This window comes from Clostridium sp. UBA1652 (assembly GCF_002320975.1).
GTDB lineage: Bacteria > Bacillota > Clostridia > Clostridiales > Clostridiaceae > Clostridium_T > Clostridium_T intestinale.
The window spans coordinates 35071-58742 of the sequence record NZ_DCLI01000020.1 but is presented as its reverse complement, the minus strand read 5'-3'; the positions used below and the strand labels follow the sequence as shown (position 1 = coordinate 58742).

General features: G+C 30.5%; 23 protein-coding genes. 20 read left to right on the top strand and 3 right to left on the bottom strand.

Annotated elements, in window-relative coordinates; translation table 11 throughout:
- The first annotated feature begins 39 nt into the window (after positions 1–39).
- Positions 40–1974, top strand: coding sequence for a [FeFe] hydrogenase, group A (locus B3N22_RS02780; protein ID WP_286904687.1), 1935 nt, complete (start codon positions 40–42; stop codon positions 1972–1974).
- Between the two features lie 62 nt (positions 1975–2036).
- Here the strand turns inward: B3N22_RS02780 and B3N22_RS02775 are convergent, their stop codons facing one another.
- The gene (locus B3N22_RS02775) at positions 2037–2876 is read right to left on the bottom strand and encodes a metallophosphoesterase (protein ID WP_286904685.1); all 840 of its coding nucleotides are present in this window, start codon (positions 2874–2876) and stop codon (positions 2037–2039) included.
- A gap of 190 nt (positions 2877–3066) precedes the next feature.
- Between B3N22_RS02775 and B3N22_RS02770 the strand changes: the two genes are divergently transcribed.
- The 6 genes from B3N22_RS02770 to B3N22_RS02745 all read left to right on the top strand — a co-directional run bounded on the left by B3N22_RS02770 (position 3067) and on the right by B3N22_RS02745 (position 8515).
- On the top strand, positions 3067–3885 hold the full coding sequence (locus tag B3N22_RS02770; protein WP_286904684.1) for a helix-turn-helix domain-containing protein: 819 nt from the start codon (positions 3067–3069) through the stop codon (positions 3883–3885).
- A 91-nt stretch (positions 3886–3976) separates the two neighbouring features.
- Positions 3977–4927 (top strand): iron-hydroxamate ABC transporter substrate-binding protein, encoded by a 951-nt coding sequence (locus B3N22_RS02765; RefSeq protein ID WP_073019640.1) that lies wholly within the window; start codon positions 3977–3979, stop codon positions 4925–4927.
- A gap of 19 nt (positions 4928–4946) precedes the next feature.
- Positions 4947–5948, top strand: a complete 1002-nt coding sequence (locus tag B3N22_RS02760; protein ID WP_286904682.1) for a FecCD family ABC transporter permease — start codon at positions 4947–4949, stop codon at positions 5946–5948.
- On the top strand, positions 5945–6967 hold the full coding sequence (locus B3N22_RS02755; protein ID WP_286904679.1) for a FecCD family ABC transporter permease: 1023 nt from the start codon (positions 5945–5947) through the stop codon (positions 6965–6967). Before B3N22_RS02760 ends, B3N22_RS02755 begins: the two co-directional genes overlap by 4 nt.
- Before the next feature lie 13 nt (positions 6968–6980).
- On the top strand, positions 6981–7778 hold the full coding sequence (locus B3N22_RS02750) for an ABC transporter ATP-binding protein (protein ID WP_286904677.1): 798 nt from the start codon (positions 6981–6983) through the stop codon (positions 7776–7778).
- Positions 7779–7780: 2 nt separating this feature from the next.
- Positions 7781–8515: an alpha/beta hydrolase gene (locus tag B3N22_RS02745; RefSeq protein ID WP_286904675.1), complete on the top strand. Its 735-nt coding sequence runs from the start codon at positions 7781–7783 to the stop codon at positions 8513–8515.
- A gap of 96 nt (positions 8516–8611) precedes the next feature.
- On the opposite strand, the gene B3N22_RS02740 is transcribed toward B3N22_RS02745, so the two are convergent.
- Entirely contained in the window at positions 8612–9583 is a 972-nt protein-coding gene (locus B3N22_RS02740) for a serine hydrolase (protein ID WP_286904673.1), read from the bottom strand.
- Positions 9584–9775: 192 nt separating this feature from the next.
- Here B3N22_RS02740 and B3N22_RS02735 point away from each other — a divergent pair, with 192 nt between their 5' ends.
- From B3N22_RS02735 to B3N22_RS02720, 4 genes are all read left to right on the top strand, one after another.
- Positions 9776–10912: an NAD(P)-dependent malic enzyme gene (locus B3N22_RS02735; RefSeq protein ID WP_286904671.1), complete on the top strand. Its 1137-nt coding sequence runs from the start codon at positions 9776–9778 to the stop codon at positions 10910–10912.
- A gap of 9 nt (positions 10913–10921) precedes the next feature.
- Positions 10922–11662, top strand: a complete 741-nt coding sequence (locus B3N22_RS02730; protein WP_286904669.1) for a MurR/RpiR family transcriptional regulator — start codon at positions 10922–10924, stop codon at positions 11660–11662.
- Between the two features lie 196 nt (positions 11663–11858).
- Positions 11859–13415: a PTS transporter subunit EIIC gene (locus B3N22_RS02725; RefSeq protein WP_286904668.1), complete on the top strand. Its 1557-nt coding sequence runs from the start codon at positions 11859–11861 to the stop codon at positions 13413–13415.
- 22 nt (positions 13416–13437) lie between these two features.
- Positions 13438–14760 (top strand): family 4 glycosyl hydrolase, encoded by a 1323-nt coding sequence (locus tag B3N22_RS02720; protein ID WP_286904666.1) that lies wholly within the window; start codon positions 13438–13440, stop codon positions 14758–14760.
- Between the two features lie 66 nt (positions 14761–14826).
- Here the strand turns inward: B3N22_RS02720 and B3N22_RS02715 are convergent, their stop codons facing one another.
- Positions 14827–16596, bottom strand: a complete 1770-nt coding sequence (locus tag B3N22_RS02715; RefSeq protein WP_238907094.1) for a tetratricopeptide repeat protein — start codon at positions 16594–16596, stop codon at positions 14827–14829.
- A gap of 161 nt (positions 16597–16757) precedes the next feature.
- On the opposite strand from B3N22_RS02715, the gene B3N22_RS02710 reads away from it, so the two are divergent.
- The 9 genes from B3N22_RS02710 (at position 16758) to B3N22_RS02670 (ending at position 23582) form a co-directional block, all read left to right on the top strand.
- On the top strand, positions 16758–17138 hold the full coding sequence (locus B3N22_RS02710; protein ID WP_073019622.1) for a DUF6979 family protein: 381 nt from the start codon (positions 16758–16760) through the stop codon (positions 17136–17138).
- A 90-nt stretch (positions 17139–17228) separates the two neighbouring features.
- Positions 17229–17630, top strand: a complete 402-nt coding sequence (locus B3N22_RS02705) for an RrF2 family transcriptional regulator (RefSeq protein ID WP_073019621.1) — start codon at positions 17229–17231, stop codon at positions 17628–17630.
- Between the two features lie 374 nt (positions 17631–18004).
- A complete protein-coding gene (locus tag B3N22_RS02700; protein ID WP_414632214.1) occupies positions 18005–19051 on the top strand; it encodes a sulfate ABC transporter substrate-binding protein in 1047 nt (348 codons plus the stop codon).
- Between the two features lie 69 nt (positions 19052–19120).
- Positions 19121–19972 carry a sulfate ABC transporter permease subunit CysT gene (gene cysT / locus B3N22_RS02695; RefSeq protein WP_073019620.1) on the top strand — a complete coding sequence of 284 codons (852 nt, stop codon included), beginning with the start codon at positions 19121–19123 and terminating at the stop codon, positions 19970–19972.
- Between the two features lie 9 nt (positions 19973–19981).
- Positions 19982–20887, top strand: coding sequence for a sulfate ABC transporter permease subunit CysW (gene cysW, locus B3N22_RS02690; protein WP_073019619.1), 906 nt, complete (start codon positions 19982–19984; stop codon positions 20885–20887).
- Positions 20877–21950, top strand: a complete 1074-nt coding sequence (locus B3N22_RS02685; RefSeq protein WP_238907006.1) for a sulfate/molybdate ABC transporter ATP-binding protein — start codon at positions 20877–20879, stop codon at positions 21948–21950. Before cysW ends, B3N22_RS02685 begins: the two co-directional genes overlap by 11 nt.
- A gap of 307 nt (positions 21951–22257) precedes the next feature.
- Entirely contained in the window at positions 22258–22533 is a 276-nt protein-coding gene (locus B3N22_RS02680) for a CD3324 family protein (RefSeq protein ID WP_286904662.1), read from the top strand.
- Between the two features lie 23 nt (positions 22534–22556).
- Positions 22557–22940 carry a lactoylglutathione lyase gene (gene gloA, locus B3N22_RS02675; protein ID WP_073019617.1) on the top strand — a complete coding sequence of 128 codons (384 nt, stop codon included), beginning with the start codon at positions 22557–22559 and terminating at the stop codon, positions 22938–22940.
- Between the two features lie 24 nt (positions 22941–22964).
- Positions 22965–23582: an MBL fold metallo-hydrolase gene (locus B3N22_RS02670; protein ID WP_286904658.1), complete on the top strand. Its 618-nt coding sequence runs from the start codon at positions 22965–22967 to the stop codon at positions 23580–23582.
- Positions 23583–23672 lie beyond the last annotated feature (90 nt).

The window sequence follows — 23672 nt, the reverse complement described above, 5'->3', positions numbered from 1 at the left end:
TAAGTTTAAGATAGCTCAAGAAGATTAAGGAGTGATTTTATGGCAAACAATAGAACAGAATTAATACAAAGCGCCCTAGGTTCAGTTTTTACAGTTTTTAGTGAAGATCAGTTAAAAGAATTAAGAGGAAAAAATAGAAAGATAGCTATCTGTGGAAAAATAAATAACCCAGGAATTATAGATATTCCAGAAGGAGCTACTCTTCAAGATATAATAGAATTATGTGGTGGAATAATAAACAAAAGCAATTTTAAAGCTGCCCAAATTGGACTTCCTTTTGGAGGATTTTTAACAGAATCAAGTTTAGATAAAGAATTTGATTTTGATTTATTTTATGAGAATATTGATAAAACTATAATAGTTTTATCAGAAGAAGATTGTATAATTCAATATCAAATGTTCTATATTGAATATTTGTTAGCTAAGGTGAAAGAAGGATCCTATAAAAACTATGAGATAGTAGTAGATGAAATAACTAATATGCTTAAGACTTTAGATAGAATAAGTAAAGGCGTATCTAATATGAGAGACGTTTATCATCTAAGAAACTTAGCACAAATAGTAAAAGGCAAAATGAAACAAAAACATAATTCAATGGAAGATATAATTACTACTTTCTACCATGAAATAGAAGAGCATATAGAAGAAAATAAATGTTATACAGCTCAATGTAACCATTTAATAAAACTAACAATAACTTCAAAATGTATTGGGTGTGGAGCATGTAAAAGAGCATGTCCGGTTGATTGTATAAATGGAGAGGTAAGAAAGCAACATTACATAGACTATAATAGATGTACACACTGTGGAGCTTGTGTATCAGCTTGCCCTGTAGATGCTATAAAAACAGGAGACAACACATTAAAGTTTATAAGAGATTTAGCTACACCAAATAAGGTAGTGATTACACAAATGGCTCCAGCTATTAGAGTTGCGATAGGAGAAGCATTTGGCTTTGAGTCAGGAGAAAATGTTGAAAAGAAACTAGCAGCAGGTTTAAGAAAACTTGGTGTTGATTATGTATTTGATACAACTTGGGGAGCTGACTTAACAATAATGGAAGAAGCTGCTGAGTTCCAAGAAAGATTAGAAGGACATTTAGCTGGGGATACTAATGTCAAACTTCCTATACTTACTTCATGTTGCCCTTCATGGATTAAATTTATAGAGGAAAACTATGCAGATATGCTTGAAGTACCATCATCGGCTAAGTCTCCAATGCAGATGTTTGCTACAATTGCAAAAGAGGTTTGGGCAAAAGAAAAGGGTCTTTCAAGAGAAGAAGTAACATCGGTTGCAATTATGCCATGTATTGCAAAAAAATATGAAGCATCAAGAGCAGAATTTTCTGTAGATGGTAATTATGACGTTGATTATGTTATAACTACTAGAGAGCTTATAAGAATATTTGAGAACTCAGGAATAAACTTAAAGGAACTTGAGGATGAAGAAATAGACTCAGTTATGGGAGAATATACAGGTGGTGGAATAATCTTCGGTAGAACAGGTGGAGTTATTGAGTCAACTGTAAGAACTGCTGTTGAGAATATAACTGGAAATAAACTTGAGAATGTAGAGTTTGAAAAGCTTAGAGGCTGGGATGGATTTAGAATATGTGAGTTAGATGTTGAGGGTATAAAACTAAGAATTGGTGTTGCCCATGGACTTAGAGAAGCCGCTAAGATGTTAGATAAAATAAGATCAGGTGAAGAATTCTTCCATGCCATAGAGATAATGGCTTGCATAGGTGGATGTGTAGGCGGAGGCGGTCAGCCTAAGATAAAGAAAAATAGACAACAAGGATTAGAGTTAAGAGCTGAAGGATTAAATAATATAGATAGACAAAAAACTCTAAGAGTATCAAAAGAGAATCCAGAAGTAAAAGCACTTTATGAAAAATATCTAGATCACCCATTAAGTGCAAAAGCTCATGAATTACTTCACACTACTTATTTCCCAAAAATAAAAAGATAAAATGACTAATCATTAAAATTTAAGCTATTATTTCAAGTGTTAATTTGAAATAATAGCTTCTTTTATTTTTCTAAAGTTACTACCACTAATTCAGGAGAATTATTAATTCTAAAGGGGAAAATACTATTTCCAAGCCCTCTACTCACAATCATAGAAGTATTATCCTCTTTATAAATACCACTTGTATATTTAGGAAAAAATCCTTGGTTTGGAGCAAGTAATCCACCTACAAAAGGAATTCTAAACTGTCCACCATGAGCATGACCGGAGAAAACTAAATCCACTTTTGCATCTTTATAATCTACTAATTTTTCTGGACGATGAGATAATAGCATCTTAAAATCTGAATCCATATCCTTTGATAAGTCAACTAATAATTTTTTAAATAATTCATCTTGATTTGATGTTTGAATAAATGCGGGATCATCAAGCCCAATCAGACCAATAGAAGAACTATCTTTTTGAATAAAAACATTTTTGTTATTTGATATTTTAACTCCAGATGAAGTAAGTCTATCACATAACTCATTGTAAGACTCAATACGGCTCTCATGGTTACCTGGAATAAAATATATTGGAGCTATGTCTGTTATGCCATCAATGTATTTCATTGAAATATCTATGTTAGTATTATAGGAATCTATTAAATCACCTGTAATAAATATTATATCAGGATCAATTTCTTTTGTTTTTTCTATTAAAGTTTTTTGATTTTTACCAAACTCTGCGTTGTGTAAATCAGAGATTTGAAGTATTTTATATCCATCAAAGGATGAAGGGACTTTACTGTTTTTGTAAGTAATATTAGATATAACAATTTTTTTATTGTAAACAATAACTAGAAGTACTATTAAAACTAAAATTATTATAGAAAAGAGTAATTTATTTTGTGCAAATTTCACCGATTACCTCCTAAGTATTATTAAATTTGAACTTCATAATAGAAGTAAGTATTAAGAAATAATACTTTTATAGATATATTTTATACTAAAGCTGTTGATTTTAGAAACTATAAAATTTATATTTTATAGGTGAATTGAAAATGAGAACTATTTTCTCTATAATATATTAGAGGTAATGGAGGTAGATTTAATGGATTTTAAAAAACTAGTTGAAAGATTTACTGAGGTGTCTTTTTCTATAACCGATGTTCATTGGTTTGTAAGGGAACCAGGAAGTTGCGCTAGAGGCATATATACAGATTGGTGTTCTTTTGTATTTCCAATAACAGGCAAGGCTAATTTTGCTATAGGAGGAGTGGAATATGAATTAAAAGCAGGAAAAGTGATGCATTGTGGATCAAATGAAGTTTTAGATAAATGTGTTCTTGGGAATTTGCCCTGGGGGTATTATGAGATATATTATAAACTTAATAATCCAACTCAAGAAGATTCGAAAACAATAGATAAAACTTATATTCTTGATATAGGGGATATTTCACAAATAAAAGAGCTATTACATGAGATGCTAAAAACTTATAGAACTCCGGGAATAATACCAGAATTTAAGGTGAAAAAACTTTTTTATTCTATTATATATGAAGTTCTAGTAAGTAACAGGGATGTCCTTAATTCAGAAAATCAATGGGTAGTAGAGGATGCTGTTGATTATATACATAATAACTATATGTATAGTATTACTTTAGAGGATCTGTCTAACAGATATAAGTTAAAGGAAGATAAATTTTCATATATTTTTAATAAATATACAGGTATTAGACCGATTAATTATTTGATTGAACACAGAATGAAAATTGCAGAAAAATTATTAGCTACAAACAAATATAGTGTTAATGCTGTTTCTGAGAAAGTTGGATATTCAGATCCATATTATTTTAGCCGATTATTTAAAAAACATAAGAATATTTCTCCAAGTGAATTAAAGAAGAGGTTTAAGAATAATCCATTATAATTTTAATATTTATCTATTTTTTATATTCTGGCCTGCTGATATAATTTACACAGAATGATAATTATTATCAATTGCAGAGGGGAGAAATAAAATGAAAAAGAAATTACTAGCATTAACTTTAGCAACATTAACAGTTTTGGGGGTGACAGGTTGTAGTAACAAGGGAGCAGCTCAAGAAACTCCCAAAGAATCTGAAAATAAAGAGATAAAGTTAACATATAAAGACAAGGAATATACAGTTCCAGGATCTGATGCGAAATTAGTTATAACAGGAAGTTTAGAATCTCTTGAAGATGCACTTTTGCTTGGGGTTAAGCCTATGGGGGCAATGACTGTAGGAGGAAGTTTCCCAGATATGTTTAAAACAATCACTGGAGATTCCAAAGCTATAGGAGAGAAAACTCAACCTAATGTTGAAACTATATTATCATTAAAACCTGATTTAATATTAGGTTCAAGTAAGTTCCCAGAAGAAACATTAGAAAAACTTAATAAAATTGCTCCAACTGTACCAGTATCACATATAGCTACTGATTGGGAAGCAAATCTTATTTTAATGGGACAACTAAGTGGAAAAGAAGATAAAGCGAAGGAAATTATAGCTAACTATAAAAAAGATGCAAGCGAATCAAAGGAAAAGTTGGCTAATAGTTTAAAAGGAAAAAAGGTATTAGCAGCTAGAATAAGAGCGGGCAACATAGCTATTTATCCAGCAAACATATTCTTTAATACAGTACTTTATAGTGATTTAGGATTAGAAGTACCAGAACCAGTTGCAGCAGCAAAAGCTCAAGAAAATATTTCTTTAGAAAAGCTTTCAGAACTTAACCCAGATTATATTTTCCTTCAATTTTCTGAAGATGAAAATGCAGACAAACCTAAAGCTTTAGAAGAATTAGAAAGTAATCCTATTTGGAAAAATCTTAACGCTGTAAAAAATGGTAAGGTATTTGTAAATGTAGTTGATCCTTTAGCACAAGGAGGAACTGCTTGGAGTAAAACTGAGTTCCTAAAGGCAGCAGTTTCAAAGTTATCTAAATAAACAGGAGTGAGAGCACATTATGGCAAAAAATAGGCCGATTCCAATTATAATTTTGTTATTATCACCACTAGTAATAATATTGGCTATAGTATTATCAGTTATTTATGGAGCAAAAGATATTAATATAAATGTAATAAGAGATGCTTTTTTAAACTTTGATGGGGAGAATGTAAATCATCAAATCATAATGTACTCTCGAATACCTAGGGTTATAGGTGCACTACTAATTGGAGCTTTTTTAGCTATATCAGGTGCAATAATGCAGGGGATGACAAGGAATTATCTTGCATCCCCTTCTATTATGGGAGTATCAGATGGGTCAGTTTTTGCAATTACAATATGTATGATATTTTTTCCAGATACATCATCTCTTAATATGATTTTTTACTCTTTTGTAGGATCTGCAATAGGAGCAGGTTTAGTATTTGGACTAGCATCTTTAACACCAAATGGAATGTCTCCTGTTAGGCTAGCTATAATAGGAACAATAACAGGAAGTTTTTTAAGTAGTATTTCTGCTGCTTTATCTACATACTTTCAGGTATCACAAAACATAAGCTTTTGGTATAATGCTAAGCTTCATCAAATAACCCCAGATAAAATAAAAATAATAATTCCCTTTGCTATTATAGGAATAATAACCTCATTAATTATTTCAAAATCAATAACTATTTTATCTTTAGGAGAAGAAATATCTATAAGTCTTGGACAAAATACAAAACTGATCAAAATAGTAGCAATGGGGACAGTAGTTATATTAACTGGAATATCTGTAGCATTAGCTGGTAAGATTGCTTTTGTGGGGCTTATTATTCCTCATATCGTAAGATTTTTTGTTGGCAGTGATTATAGATGGATAGTACCTTGTTCAGGTGTAATGGGAGCTATATTATTAGCTTTTTCAGACATAATAAGTAGATTTGTAAATTATCCTTTTGAAACGCCAATAGGCGTTGTTACATCATTTATAGGAGTGCCTTTCTTTTTATACTTGGCTAGGACAAAAGGAGGCAAAAAATGAACAAGGATTCGTTAAGAAGATATAGTACAGTTTTAATAGTAAGTATTATTTTAATTTTATTAGCAGTATATGTAAGTCTTACTAATGGAACGTATGATCTTTCTGTGAGAGATATATTAGAAACTTTATTTAGGATAAATCCAACTCCAGATAAAGATTTAGTAATATTTGAATTTAGGTTACCAAGAATAATAGTTGCGGCTCTAGTGGGATTTGGGCTAGGTATTGCAGGAACTGTAATTCAAGGAATTACTAAAAATGGACTTGCTGATCCTGGAATATTAGGTATTAACTCAGGAGCCAGTTTAACAATAGTATTATTTATATTCTTATTTAATGGAAAACTTAAGGGAGCGGGATTGATTTCTATATTATCTATGCCCTTATTTGGACTTATAGGTGGATTAGGCTCTGCACTATTAATTTATCTTTTTGCATGGAAAAATGGAAGGTTAGATACTCAAAGATTAATTTTAGTAGGGATAGCAATAAGTTCAGGGTTGGGAGCATTATCGTTGTTTATATCTTTAAAAATGGATGCAGCAGATTTTGAAATGGCCGCAGTGTGGATTAACGGAAGTATATGGGGAGCTAACTGGAAATACATAATATCAATAATTCCTTGGCTTTTAGTTCTTGTACCTATTATTATAAGTAAATCTTTTGTATTAGATCTTTTTCAATTAGAAGAGGACTCTGTTAAAAGTTTAGGAGTTTCAACTGAAAAAGAAAAAGGGGTTCTTCTATTAGCAGCTATAGGTATAGTAAGTGCTTGCGTATCTGTATCTGGAAGCATTGGATTTGTTGGGCTTTTGGCACCTCATATAGCTAAAACCTTAGTTGGAATTCATCATAATAGAGTAATTTTTGTATCGGGATTGGTAGGAATGCTTTTACTTATTGTTTCAGACTTTATAGGTAAAACAATATTTTCTCCAGTTGAATTACCTGTAGGGATTGTCATTTCTATAATCGGGATTCCTTATTTTGTATATCTATTAATAAAGTCAAAAGCTTAATGGAGGGTGTTATATGAGTATATTAAAAGTTAAAGATCTAGAATCCTGCTATGAGAATTTTAGGGTATTTAAAGATATTGATTTAGAAATAGAGGAAGGTAAGATAACTACTATAATAGGTCCTAATGGTTGCGGAAAATCAACGTTACTGAAAACAATGGGACGTATCATAAAACCAAGTTCAGGGAATGTATATTTAAAGAATGAAAATATATCTAAAATGCGCACAAAGCAGATTGCAAAAAGTTTAGCACTTCTTCCACAGAATCCTATAGCACCATCAGAACTAAAAGTTGAGGAATTAGTTTCTTATGGGAGATTTCCTCATTGTAAAAAGATGAGTAAGTTAACGAATAAAGATAGGGAAGTTATTGATTGGGCAATTAATATAACTAAAATTAGTGAGTTTAGGGAACGTGAAATAGGAGCATTATCAGGTGGTCAAAGACAGAAGGTGTGGCTTGCAATGGCTCTAGCTCAAGAAACAGAAATTTTATTGTTAGATGAACCTACAACTTATTTAGACATGTCGCATCAACTTGAAGTACTAAAAATTGTAGAAGAGTTAAATAGAGAAAAGAAATGCACTATAGTTATGGTTTTACATGATATTAACCATGCATCTAGATTTTCTCATAATATTGTTGCTATGAAAAAAGGGGAGATTATTGCTACAGGTGAACCTAAAGAAATAATAACCAAGCATATTCTAAAAAATGTATTTAATATTGATGCTAGGGTTATGATAGATGAGGAAATAAATTCCCCAGTTTGCTTTGGTTATGATAGTATAGACTTAGAAGGAGCATAGATATGAATGGAGAAATAATTGAAGAATTTTTTAAAGAAAGAAAATTATTTATATACCTACCACCATCTTATTCTAATGGAGAGCAGAAGTTTCCAGTAGTTTACATTCAAGATGGAGATTATTTATTCGGCCCTAAAAAAGCAATAGAAGAGCTTGAAGTCATGTTTAAAAATGGAGAACTTAAAGAGATTATACTTGTTGGAGTTACTAGCAATAAAAGAAATGACGAGTATACACCATGGTATGGTAAGCCACTTGCTGAAAAATTTGATGATTTTGGTGGGAAAGGAAAAGAGTATCTAGATTTTCTTGTTAATGAATTGAAGGTTTATATTGATAACAAGTATAGTACTTTAATAGAAAATACAGCAATAGCAGGAGCTTCTTTAGGAGCATTAATTTCTCTATATGGGGCGTATATATATCCAGAGGGTTTTAATAAATTTGGATGTATATCTCCATCTTTATGGTATGAGGGGTTTTTGGAATTTATGAGTAGAGAAAACTTAGAAGTTTCCACTCAAAGAATATATATGGATGTGGGAAGTAAAGAAGGAAGCGGTAAAAAAAGTATACAATTATTTATGCCAGAAAATGTTGAGGAAGGATATAGACTGATATCCTCCAAGGCTTTAAATCCTCAAAATGTAAAGTTTATAAAAGAAGAAGGTGCAAGTCATACTGAAGAAGCTTTTGTTAGGAGATTTCCTAATGCAATAAAATGGCTTTTTTCTTAAATGAAATGCAACTTTAAACTTTCAGATTAATAATAAAAATTAAAACCATGAATTTAGCCTTAAGTTAAATTCATGGTCTTTTGCTATTGGGGAGGTTTATTTTTGAAGTTGAGCATTATATATGATATTGGATAGGGTAGCTATTTTTTCAGTTGCGTTAGTTAATTCATTTGTATAAATTACTAATATGTAGGGTTTATCTGTAAAAATAATTCCAACATCGTTTATATAAGAATCATAGCTGCCAATTTTATGGGCTACTAAGTTGTAGGGTAAATATTTATCAATCCTATCATGAAATTCTGTGGTTTTCATAACTTCAATTAAGTGAGCATAGTATTCATCAAATCTATTTGAATATAAGTTTTTTAGTAATCTAAATTCTGTTTCGGGAGTTATTACGTTGCCTGAGACAGTAGGTTCACTAACTCCAGTAAAGTAGCTTACTGCCTGTCTAACTGAATTGAATCCACCAAGCTTTTCATTAACCATATTTGTAGCGATATTATCTGAATATATTATGGAGTAGTCTAATAACTTTTGAATTGAAATGGGAGAGTTAAGAGTAGTATCTATTTGACTTTGAAGTATGCCAGTTCCTTCCTCATAGTATCCACTAGAATATTTTATACTATCATTTAATGATAAAGATCCTTCTTTAACCATGTTATAAGCAACAATATTCATTCCAACCTTATATGTACTTGCAGCAGTAAAAAGTTCATCTCCATTTATAGATATTTTTTTGTTAGTAGTTAAATCATAGTATATAAGTCCAACATTATTAAGTTCATTTCCTAGATAGTCTTTAATTTTGTTCTCTAAATTTTCTAATGACGAAGTTTCTTCTTGTACACTTACTTTTTTTATGTAAGACATTTCTTCTTGTATATTAATATTGTTCGCATTTTTTCTAGAAGATAGTAAATTTTCTTCATTTTCTTCAGATATTTGTAGGGATTCAATGGCTTGTACATTTTCATCAAAATAACTATAGGAATTAAAAATTCCCAGTGAGATAAAAATGATTGCAGTTAATGAAAACCCAATAAAAGCTCTTCTTTCCATCCATAAAACTCCTTAAAATACTATTTTAAATAGATTATAATAAATAGTATTTTATTTGAGTATAATTATGGGTAAAGTCACATTATTATGTGAGAAATCACATAATTACAAAATTACCTAGGTCTTAAATACTATAAGAGTATTGAATAGAATAGGGAAAAACTCTATTATACTTTAAGAGGAGGGGATAAAATGAAAGATAAAAGTTTAAAAGTACATAGTGATTGGGGTGGGAAAATAGAAGTTATAAGTAGATGTACTATTAATAATAATGAAGATTTAGCCTTAGCGTATACTCCAGGGGTATCCTATCCATGCTTAGAGATAGAAAAAGATGAAAATAACTCTTATAAATATACACGAAGAGGAAATTTAGTGGGAGTAATTACTGATGGAAGTGCTGTATTAGGTTTGGGAGATATAGGCTCTTTGGCAGCTATGCCTGTTATGGAGGGGAAATGTATTTTATTTAAAGAATTTGCTGGTGTAGATGCCTTCCCAATATGTATACAAAATAAAGATGTTGATGTTTTGGTAAATACAATAAAATTAATAGAAGGAAGCTTTGGTGCTATTAACTTGGAAGATATTAGTGCACCAAGATGTTTTGAAATAGAAGAGAGACTAAATGATATATGTGACATTCCAGTTTTTCATGATGATCAGCATGGAACAGCAATTGCAGTTTTAGCTGCACTTCTAAATGCTATGAAAGTTGTCAAAAAAGATTTTAGTATGAAAATTGTTATAAATGGAGCTGGTGCAGCAGGAATAGCCATTGCAAATCTAATATGGGAGTCTGGTTTTCATAACATTGTAATTTGTGATAAATATGGTATAATCACTAGTGATAATGCAACTAATAAGTATCAAAAGAGGTGTGCAATCAAATTTAATGATAATAAAAAAGGTTCTCTAAAAGAAGCTTTAATTAAGGGGGATGTATTTATAGGAGTTAGTGCTGGTAATATATTAACAGAGGAAATGATTTTCTCGATGAGAAATGACCCTATAATATTTGCTTTAGCGAATCCTACTCCAGAAATAATGCCTGAAATAGCTAAAAAGCTTAATGTTAAAGTTATGGCAACGGGTAGAAGTGATTATCCTAACCAGATAAATAACTTACTAGTTTTTCCTGGCATAATTAAAGGAGCCTTAAAAGCACGAATAAATAAGATTAATACAGAAATTCAAATAGCTGTTGCTAAAGGAATTTCTAATTGTATAGATGAGAGCAGTTTAAATAATGAAAATATAATTCCAAGCGTATTTGACAAACAAATTGTAGATTTAGTTTGCGATATAGTTTGTAGTTTTAAAAAGTAAGGAGTTTTTATGGAGAGTTTGGCCAAGTTATTTAATAAATTAACTAATAGTGAACAAAAAGTGTTTACATATATTTATGCAAATCAACAAAGGGTTATGAAAATGAAAATAAGTGATTTGGCTAAGGAAACCTTTACCTCTAAAACAGTAATAATTAATTTAGCTCAAAAGTTAGGATTTGATGGTTTTTCAGATTTAAAATATTTTCTTAAATCCTCAATGAATTTAGAAGAGGATAACAAGGTTTTAGAAGATTTACAATATAACTTAAAGCAGAACATAGAAAAAACTTTTGTAGTCATAGAGCCAGAACTATACAGAAAGATTACGAAAGAAATAATAAATGCAAAGACAATATATGTTTTTGCACGAGGAACAAGTAAATCAGCAGGATATTATTTAAATCATATTCTCCTTACTTTAGGAATTAAATGTATATTTGTTAAGGATTATAATCTTTTGACTTTAGTGGGAAATACTTTAGAGCCAGATGAGCTAGTAATATTAATTTCTTTATCTGGTAATACCCAAAAGATATTAGAAGTTGCTAATATTGCAAAAGTCAAAGGCTGTAGAACAATTGGTATAACCTCATTTGGGACGAATGAGTTATCTAAAATTAGTGATTATACGCTACACTGTGTATCAAGTGATACAGAAACTAAATTTAATGACAGTATATCTAGAATAGGAATGTTTATAGTAATTGAAATGCTGGTAAATTCAATTAAAGAATTCAATAAAAAATAGTACCTTTAATCAAGGGTACTATTTTTTTATGACCTAGTTCATTTCTTGTGACCTAAGATTTTATAAAGGAAAAGAGTATCATCAGGAAACATTGTAATGGATTTTAAAACCGTATACAATGAGGATAAAGAAGAGCGCTCTTTTATTTAAAAGTATTTATTAATATGTTTTAAAATAATTAATGGGGGAAGACGAAATGTTTAAAAATTTTAGCCAAAAGATACAACAATTTGGTAGAACCTTATTATTACCAATTGCAGTTATGGCTCCTGTTGGAATGATATTAGGTATAACAGGAGCACTTGTACAATCATACATGATAGCAAGATTTCCTTTCTTAGGAAACCCTGTAGTTAACACGATTTTAGTAAATTTAAGGACAATAGCAGGAGCTGTTTTTGATAATATACCATTAATGTTTGCAATGGGTGTTGCATATGGAATGTCTAAAAAGGATAAAGGAATATCTGTATTTGCATCAGTTATAGGATATATTATTTTAATAATTTCTATGAATGTGTGGTTAGTAGTAAGCGGAAAGTTAGCGGCGCCAGAAGTTATGAGTCAATTTGGACAAATAAAGGTGTTAGGAATACAAACAATGAATGTAAACGCTTTGGGAGGTATTATAACAGGATTAATTGCAGCTTGGGCAACCGATAGATTCTATAAATTAGAACTACCAATTGCATTTGCATTCTTCTCTGGTAAAAAATCAGTACCTATTATAACTATGGGAATAATGATGATAATTGGTTTAACAATACCATTTATATGGGAAGTATTTGTAGCTATATTAACTAAATTATCTTTAGTTTTCTTGAGCCCAGTAGGACCATTTTTTACAGCAGCAGGTGAAAGGTTGTTTATTCCGTTTGGATTACACCATGTTTGGAATGCATTGTTTAGATTTACAGAAGCTGGAGGATCCTATGTTATAAATGGAGAAACTTATGTTGGAGTAGTACCAACATTAAATGAGATATTATTTAATCAAGGACCTAATAGTGAATATTGGAGTATGATGCCTAAACTTACTAGATTTATGGCTCAACAACAAATGTTATGTACATTATTTGCTTTTCCTGCTATAGGACTTGCAATGTATAACACAGCTTATAAAGAAAATAAAAAATTAGTTAAATCCTTGATGGTTACTTGTATATTAACGGCACTTTTAGGTAATGTAACTGAGCCACTTGAATTTTCATTTGTATTTATTGCACCTCTATTATATGTGATTTATGCATGCATCATAGGAGTAGGAGCAGTAGCACTATCATTTGCAAGCGTAGGAATAGGCTATATAAGAGGAACTATTTTTGATTTCGCAATCTTTGGTTTGCTTTATGAAAATACTAATTGGATAAGCTTTGTAATTATAGGTTTAATATTATCTGTAGTAACCTACTTTGTATTTAAGTGGACAATATTAAAGTTTAATCTTAAAACCCCAGGTAGAGAAGATTCCCCATCTGTAGATAACGTTCTTATAAGAGAAAAAAGATATGATGAAATAGCAAAAATAGTAATACAAGCATTAGGGGGAAAATCCAATATTAAATCTGTAGATAATTGTATAACTCGTTTAAGAATAGATTTGGGAGAAGTTAATCTAGTCGATCATAAGCTCTTAGAGACATCAGGTTGTACAGGAATATTTATACCAGCAGCTAAACATATTCATATAGTTTATGGGCCTTTAGTAGAGTTTGTTAGAAATGCAGTGGACGAAAAGTTAGAAAATATGTAGATAAAATTAATGGAGGACAGATATGAGAAGTAGTAATATAATAACAATAACAGGAGCAGGAAGTGCTAGAACTCCAGCATTAGTAGGAAGTTTAGTTAAATTAAGAGATAGATTTCCACTTAAGAAGATAATTTTCTATGATATAGATAATGAAAGAACATCAAAAATGGAAGATTATATAAGACTAGTACTTAAGAGCTATTCTAGCAACACAGAGGTAGTCTTTACTACAGATTCAGATACAGCTTATGAAAACACTGATTTTGTATTTTGTCAAATGCGTGCAGGAAAAAATGAAATGAGAAGCCTAGATGAAAAAATTCCTTTAAAATATGGTTTGGTGGGACAAGAAACTTGTGGTTCTGGAGGGTTTGCCTATGGTATGAGATCTATTGATGCCATGATAGAAATGGTTAATCAAGTGCGTAAACATTCAAAGGAGACTTGGATACTTAATTATACAAATCCAGCGGCAATAGTTGCCCTTGCTTTGGATAAAGTATTCCCAAACGATAAAAGAATATTGAATCTATGTGATCAACCTTATTCACTTATGAGATCTTATGCCAAGATACTAGGAGTTGAACAGAAAAATTTAAGAGCAACTTATTTTGGACTAAATCATTTTGGGTGGTTTACAGAACTTAAAGATGTAGATGGAAAAGACTATTTTGACTATCTGAGAAGTTATTTAAGAGACTATGATTTTAAACCATATAATGCAGAACAACGTTCTAAGTCTTGGTTAGATACCTATCTTAGGGTAAATAAATATATGAATTTTTTTGATGAGTATATTCCAACTACTTATTTACAATATTACTTTTTCCCAGAAGAAATAGTTAAAGAAAGCGATCCAAATTATACAAGGGCAGATGAAGCAAAAGATTCTAGAGAAAAGGAAGTATGGGAAATATGTTCTAAAGCAATTGGAGCAGAATCAATAGAAGAGGTAGAAATTATAACTAACAGTGTTTTTGGGGACTTAATGGTTGAATTAGCAGAATCAATAGCTTATGATTTGCACAATGAGTTTATACTTATGAGCAGAAACCATGATATTATTACAAATTTCAGTAAAGACGCCATAGTGGAAGTTGCTGGAACTGTTGGAAAAGAGGGAGCGAATCCTTATAAGTATGGAGAAATAAAGCCATTTTATAAGGGCCTAATGGAAGGACAACATGCCTACGAACTTTTGACAGTAGAGTCATGTTTAGAAAAAAATTATACCAAAGCTCTTCAAGCTTTAACTTTAAACAGAACTGTTGTAGATCCTCAAAAAGCAAAATCTGTTTTAGATGATTTAATGGAACACAATAGAGAATATTGGTATTTAGGTTAGATTAAAAAAAGCATTCTAAAAATTAAGTTTTTAGAATGCTTTTTATATATCTATAAGAGCAATAATTTAAATTATATTTAAGTTATTTATTTTTTCAAGAACAATCTCTTCTCCAGATTCAAATTCTATCAGATTATAAATTTTTAGAGCATTTTCATAGTATTTGCTGGCTTCTAAACAATTAGATTTATTATAAAGAAGATCTCCTATACTTATAAGAATATTGGCCTTTAACTTTTGGCTTCCAGTACTTTCTTGAAGATTAAGTGCTTCATTATAATAATTTAAAGCTGTATCTAAATCGTTTGTGCTTTGATATAGTTGTCCTATGTTATAAAGAGTATCTGCTTCAACTTGCTTATAGTCACTATCTCTACAAACATATAGAGCTTCGTTATAATAGTTTAATGCTTCACTTACATTATTTTGATTCTTAAATACAGATGCAATATTATTAAGTTGAACAGCTATACCACGTTTATATTCTGTTTCTTTGTATATTTCAAGTGCATCGTTGTAATATTTTAAAGCATCGCTAAAATTATTATATGAACATAGTATGTTTCCTATATTTCCAAGAGCATTAGCTTGACCTTGTTTATAAGAAATTTGTATATGTATTTTTAAAGATTCATTTGAAAATTTAAGTGCTTTTTCTAAATCTCCTTTTAGCTTATAAGTTGCTCCTAAGTTTAGAAGCTGATTAGCTTCCCCCTGCCTACTACCAATTTCATTATTAAGCTGAACAGCTTGAGTAAAGTAATTGATAGCTTCATCATAGTTTTCTTTTGAGCTATATATATAGCCTATATTAGCTAAAGTGTTAGCTTCTCCTTGACTATTGCCATTTTCACGATTCATTTGAAGGGTATCCATCTGATATTTTAGTTCTTCATTTTGTTTAACATTTAAATAACTTTCATACAAACTAGGGTTAAGTTCTCTAATTCTGTCCATAATCTGATCAACGATTGAGCGAGTTTTGGTATTTGAATTAATTCCAACAAGAAACTCTTTTAGATATTCTGGTTTGTTAAAATTAGAAGATTTTAAGCAATTAAATAATAAATCTACGCGTCCTAAAACAATTTCTCTTTGAGTTTCTTCACTGACAGATCCTAATTGGTTGTAAAGAAACATAGCAAGTTCATAATGATTATTAAATTCCTTCCCAGCTTCACTTACTCTTGTTCTTACTGCTTTTTGAAGACGTTCAAGAGCAATTTCACCAGCTAGAACAAGGCCATTAAGTTCATCTAGAATTTGATATTCTTCATAAGATAATTTCCCGCTAAAAGGCTTATAGATTAAATCATGTTCAACTTCAGCCCAAGCAAGCATAAGTGCAGAAGCGATTTGAATTTCTATAAGAGCATTGGAATACTTTTTTAAATCACCAGTTAAATCTTTGCTTTTTAAATAAACTCTGTAGTGAGTAGCCCAATAACCAGAGAAACGCTTTTTATAGTCACGTTTTTGAGGATCTGGATTTTCAATATCTTCAGGAAAAGATTTGAATTCCTTAATTTCAAAGTTTGATTCTATAAATTGTTGAACTTTATTTAAGTCTCCAGGGAAGTAAAGCGCAATACGAACCCCAGAAAAATCTACAATATCTTCATTAATATCTTCGAAGGAAGAATAGTTTTTATGAAAGTTTCTCTTTTCTAGTTTATCTCTAAGTCTTTCTATTTTTTTTGCACGATTAGTAACAATAGCCCTGATACCCATCTGCTCCATATTAGTTTCACATATTTGAGAGCAAAGTCTAGATGCTTCTCTATAAAAATCAAACTCTTCTGTGTAATGCTTCATAAAATTCTCAACTATGTTCATAATATTGCCCCCTATTTTAGCCTTTGATTAGCCCTGCATAATTTACCTTTAATATATCATATGAAATATAATACATGCAATGTAAGGTTTATATAAATCCTTTTATTTAGACAAGGTTACTGTTAAAATTATAGTAATATTACTATTGGAGGTATTTGCATTTGGGTAAGTATGGTCAAACAGCTATTAAGGCCGTAAATTTAATACAAAAAAATCCTGAAATTTCTCCTGATGATGCTTGGGAAAAAGCAGTTGTTGAAATCTTTGGCAATAAAACAGTAAATCAAACTAAAAAATGTCCAAAAGGAATTTTTTTAGGGTTATGTGAAGAAGGTTTAATTAAAGGAATAAAAAAGGGTAAATATACAAAGTCCAAAATGAATAAGCAGTATGCTATTAAAGGACTAAAATTAATTAATGAGGATCCAGTTCTTTGTGAAAATGAAAGTTTATTATGGATAAAGGTTATGGGGGGATATGGAAAAAAGTATAACTTCCAAATGGATGTAATTATTTCTTTAAGGGAAGAAAAGCTAATATAATAAAGAGCTCTTGATTCTATCTAAAGAATAAGTATATAATTATTGTAAACAAACTAAGTTTACAATAATTTATGATAAGAGGTAATAAATTTGAAGCTATCTAGAAAAGGTGAATATGCGTGTTTGGCATTAATTCACTTAGGAAGAAACTACAATATTAAACTTGTAAATGCATCTGAAATATCAGAAGAAAATGATATACCTAAAAGATATTTGGAACAGATATTGTCTTTACTTAAAGGTACTGGGTACGTAAGAGCAGTTAGAGGAATAAGTGGAGGATATAAACTTTCAAAAGCACCAGAAGAAATAACATTAGCTGAAATTATAAGACTTATGGATGGGGCCTTAGCTCCAGTAGAATCAGTAAGTGAATATTTTTATGAAAATTCACCAATTGAGCAAAATCAAAATCTAATTAAGGTTTTTAGAGATATTAGAGATTACATATCTGAAAAGTTAGAAAATACAACAATTAAAGATTTAATTTAACAAATGAGTATCCGTAAAGGGTACTCATTTTATTTTTTAAAAGTTTTAGGAATTACTTGACAACTTGACCATTTTGATGAATAATATTATTCATATATTAAAAGTAGGAATAATATGAATTGATAATATGAGGAGTAATATTATGGTTAAAAAAGTATATTTAATTAGTTATTCTATGTATTGCTGTTGATAGTAAAAATCAAATAAATTTTACAATCTAGGTACAAGTAAAGTGTACTATTAATTTTACCTAATACTCTATTAATTATATAGGGATTATAGAAAAAGGGTGAAATAGATACGTTGCTTTTTTATTTATAGCAATTCATAGAAAATCAATAGGGAAAATATAAAATAATAAAAAGGGGCGATTAATGATGTTAAGAAAAAAAATAGGTGTTGTATTTTTAGCTGGAATTTTGACTTTGGGGGTTTTATCAGGTTGCAGTAGTAAAAATAATTCAGCTGGAGAGAGTTCAAATGGAAGAGTAGAATTATTAAATGTGTCCTATGATCCAACAAGAGAATTGTATACACAATTTAATGAAGCTTTTGCGAAGTATTGGAAAGAAAAGAAAGGGCAAGAAGTAACTATAAAGCAATCACATGGAGGATCTGGAGCTCAGGCTAAATCTGTATTAGACGGATTAGATGCTGATGTAGTAACTTTAGCACTAGCAGCAGATATTGACTCTATTAATGGAAAAGGAGAACAAATAGATCCAAAGTGGCAAACAAAATTGCCAAATAATTCTACTCCATATACATCAACAATAGTTTTTTTAGTTAGAAAAGGAAATCCTAAAAATATTAAGGATTGGGATGATTTAATTAAACCTGGTGTAGAAGTAATAACTCCAAATCCTAAAACTTCAGGTGGAGCTCGTTGGAATTACCTTGCAGCTTGGGGATATGCTTTAGAGAAAAATGGCGGAAGTCAAGAGAAAGCTAAAGATTTTGTAAAACAGTTATTTGCAAATGTTCCTGTTTTAGACTCAGGGGCTAGAGGAGCAACAACTACATTTGTTGAACGTGGAATAGGTGATGTATTAGTAGCCTGGGAGAATGAAGCTTTTTTATCTGTTGAAGAACTTGGTGAAGGAAAATTCGATATAGTAGTTCCTTCAGTAAGTATATTAGCTGAACCACCAGTTGCTGTAGTTGATAAAAATGTTGATAAAAAAGGAACTAGAGAAGTTGCTGAAGCTTATTTAGAATATCTATATTCTGATGAAGGACAAGAAATTGCAGCAAAAAACTTCTATCGTCCAAGAAATGAAGCTGTAGCAAAAAAATATGCTCAGAAGTTTCCAACTATAAATTTATTTACTATAGACGATGTTTTTGGTGGATGGAATAAGGCACAAAAAGAGCATTTTGATGATGGTGGAACTTTTGATCAAATATATACTAAAAAATAGAGGTTAGATAAATAAGAAGTAGTGAAAATCACTACTTCTTGAATTAATAATAGCAAAGAGGTGCTTTTTATGAGTCTAAAAGCAAAATCAATAAAATTGAAGCAACAAAGTATTTTACCAGGATTTAATTTAACATTAGGATTTACAGTTTTGTATATAAGTTTGTTGGTTTTAATTCCAGTCTCAATGATTTTTTTTGATTCTTCATCTTTAGGATTAAAAGGTTTCATAGAATCTGCCACTTCCGAAAGAGTATTGGCTGCGTATAAACTTTCTTTTGGAACATCCTTAGCAGCTGGGATTATTAATACAATTTTTGGTGTCATAATAGCCTGGGTTCTTGTAAGATATGATTTTCCAGGTAGAAAGCTTATAGATGGGATTGTAGATCTTCCATTTGCACTTCCAACTGCAGTTGCAGGTATTGCATTAACTACTTTATATGCTGAAAATGGATGGATAGGAAAATTCTTAACTCCATTAGGAATAAAAGTTTCATTTACACCTTTAGGAATAATAGTTGCATTAACCTTCATAGGGTTACCTTTTGTTGTTCGTACTGTACAACCTGTATTAATAAATCTGGAAAGAGAAGTTGAAGAAGCTGCTGCTAGTTTAGGTGCAAATAGATTAATAACATTTATAAAGATAATACTTCCAGAGATAACACCAGCCTTAATTACAGGATTTTCTCTAGCATTCTCAAGAGCCTTAGGAGAGTATGGATCAGTAGTATTTATATCAGGGAATATGCCTATGAGAACTGAAATAGCTCCTCTACTTATAAGGACTAAGCTAGAGCAATATGATTATGCTGGAGGAAGTGCAATTGCGGCAGTTCTTCTGATAACTTCTTTTTTTATTCTACTATTAATTAATATATTTCAATGGTGGAATTCAAAGAGATATTCAAGAGTATAGGAGGTTAACATGGCAGGGAATGTATCATTAAGAATTAATAATAAATCCAAGCAAAAAAACAACTCATCTACAGATGAAAGTAAATTAACAAAAATAATTCTTATTTCAATAGCACTTATATATTTAACGCTACTACTCATAATACCTTTAATTGCTGTATTTGCAAAAGCCTTCGAGAAAGGTTTCGATTTATATATCAAAGCTATAACAGATCCAGTGGCATTAGATGCATTAAGACTAACTTTATTAACTGTGTTAGTTGCTGTACCAATAAACACAATATTTGGCTTAGCAGCATCTTGGGCATTAGGTAAATTTGAATTTAAGGGAAAAAGTATTTTGCTTACTCTTTTAGATATTCCTTTTGCTATTTCTCCAGTTATAGCTGGATTAATATTTGTATTACTTTTTAGTACTAACCATGGTCTTTTTGCAGATTTTCTAAATGCCAATAATATAAAGATTATATTTGCACCACCAGGAATAATTATAGCAACTACATTTGTAACCATGCCGTTTGTTGCTAGGGAGTTAATACCTCTTATGCAATCTTTAGGAACGGCAGAAGAAGAAGCTGCTTTAACTTTAGGAGCAAATGGGTGGCAAACATTTTTTAAAGTGACATTACCCAATATAAAATGGGCATTATTTTATGGAGTAATTTTAACAACAGCACGAGCAGCAGGAGAATTTGGAGCAGTTTCTGTTGTTTCAGGACATATACGTGGTCTTACAAACACACTCCCTCTGCATGTAGAGATTTTATATAATGAATATCAATATTCAGCATCCTTTGCTGTAGCATCTCTACTTACAATAATTGCTTTGATTAATTTAATAATAAAGAATATATCAGAGTGGAAGGTTAGTCAGTTAAACATTAATGAAGAAGGGGTTGTAAAAAGTGAGCATTGATGTAAAAGGTATATCAAAAGAATTTGGTTCTTATAAGGCACTTAATAATATAGATTTAAAGATTAATACAGGAGAACTTATAGCACTTCTTGGACCATCAGGCTCAGGAAAAACTACACTTTTAAGGATTATAGCTGGTTTAGAAACGGCAGATATTGGACAAATATATTTTGATGGAGAAGATAATACAAATAAAGACACCCAAGATAGGAATATAGGTTTTGTATTTCAACATTATGCGTTATTTAGAAATATGACGGTATTTGAAAATATAGCGTTTGGCCTTAGAATTAAGCCAAGAAAAGAAAGATTAAGTAAAAAAGAAATTAATGACAAAGTACTTGAGTTACTATCTTTGGTTAAGATGGAAGGTATGGCAAATAGATACCCAAGTCAATTATCTGGGGGGCAAAGGCAAAGAATTGCCTTAGCAAGAGCATTAGCTGTTGAGCCTAAGGTATTATTATTAGATGAACCGTTTGGAGCGCTAGATGCTAAAGTCAGAAAAGATTTAAGACGATGGCTTAGAAGACTTCATGATGAATATCATATAACTAGTGTGTTTGTAACTCATGATCAAGAAGAAGCTTTAGATGTAGCTGATAGGATTGTGGTTCTAAATGAAGGAAAAATTGAACAGATAGGAACTCCAGAAGAAGTATACGATAATCCAGTTAATCCATTTGTGTACAACTTCTTAGGAAACGTTAATCTGTTTCATGGCAGGGTAAACAATGGTAAGGTTAAAATAGGAGATATAGAATTGGAAACTCCAGAATATGAGGATAAAAAAGATGGAAAGGCATTAAGTTACGCTAGACCTCACAATATAGAAATAATAAAAGATGGTGGGCGAGAAGGGTTTATAAAGGCAAAAGTATTGTTTGTAAGAGCCGTTGGACCTATAGTAAATGTAGAGTTAAAGAGTGAAGAAAGTGAGGAATACTTAGAGGCTGAATTAAGTAAGGAAGTATATACACAACTGAAGATACAGATTGGCGAAGAGGTATATATAAGACCTAAAGAAATCAAAGTATTTATTCAAGAGGATTATGTTATATAATGTATCAAAAGAGTATTGCTGAAAAGTGATACTTTTTTGATTTTATAGAAAACCTATGAGAATAGTTGAATTGTAATTAAAAAGCAGTTAAAATTAAAGAGAAAATATAAAGATATAAGGGGTGATAGAAATATGAAGGTTGTTAAAAAACTAAATGTTTCTAGCCAAGGCTCTGAGCAAAGTCCTACAGAGATATAAAGAACATACTCTATGTTCAGGGCCTTTCTAGAATTTACAGGCTGTAATATTTTTGTGTGAACTTTGCTCTATTATTTACAACTAAAAATGTAGATAGGAGCAAAAGGTTATGAAATATGAAAAAGCACAAAATATATTACCAGAAGAATTAGTTGGAATCATTCAACAATATATTGATGGTAGTTATTTATATATACCTAGAAAAGTTGAAAATAAAAAAGCTTGGGGAGAAAATAGTGGAGTTAAAAGAGATTTAAGAGACAGAAATAAAGAAATATTTAGTTTCTATAATAGAGGCATGTCCGTAAGATCTTTAACAGAAAAGTATTATCTATCTGAGCAGACTATAAGAAGAATAATAAGAGAAGAAAAAAGTACTATATAACTTAAGTATAAGGAGTGATATATATGGCAGTAAAAATGCTTCATACATGTATAAGAGTAATGGACTTAGAAAAGTCATTAGATTTTTATAAAAATGCTTTTGGTCTAGTTGAGACTAAAAGAAAGGATCATCCAGATCACAAATTTACAATAGTATATTTAGGAAATGGTGAAGAGGATTATGAAATAGAGTTAACTTATAATTACAATCCAGAAAAACCATATGTAATAGGTAATGGATTTAGTCATATTGCACTTGGAATGAAAGACATAGAAGGTGAAAGAGAAAGACATATAGCTTTAGGGTATGAGGTTACTCCATTAAAGGGGCTTCCAGGAAATCCTCCTAACTACTATTTTGTAACTGATCCAGATGGATATAAGATAGAAGTTATAAGACAAAAATAGCGACTATTAAATGAGGTGTAATGGATGAAGAAGTTGACCTTATTTGGAGATATGGATATAAATTGTTATATAATTGAGTATGATAACAAATGTTATATAGTTGATCCAGGATATGAAAAAGATAAAATAAGAAAATATATACAAGAACACAATTTAAATGTATTAGGAATACTACTAACGCATGGACATATAGACCATATAAGTGCAATGGATTGTTTTGATGTACCAGTGTATGTACATCAAAATGAATATGATAATTTAGTGCAAAACTATAATAACGTATTTAATCGCTATGGAAGAGATATGGAATATTTTTTAGAAGATATTAATCTTATTAAAATCGATGAATCTAATAAGTTTTCTATTGGTGACAAAGAAATAACGGTTATTTATACACCAGGACACACTATTGGTGGAGTTTGTTATAAGTTTGAAGAAGATTTATTTACAGGAGATACTCTCTTTAAGGGCGTAGTGGGGAAATGGGTATTTCCAACAGGAGATTTAGAGGACATGAAGAAATCTGTTGTAAATTTGATAGAAACTCAAATAGAGGATGTGAGAGTTCATCCAGGACATGGAGAAAGTAGTACTATTGGAGAAGAAAAACACAGTAACAAATTTTATTTGGAATGGAAGTAGAGGTAAGGATGTCTATTATTTTATTATAGTAGGCATCTTTATTTTAATTATTAATATTTATTAAATAGAATAATTAAATAAAACATCTTA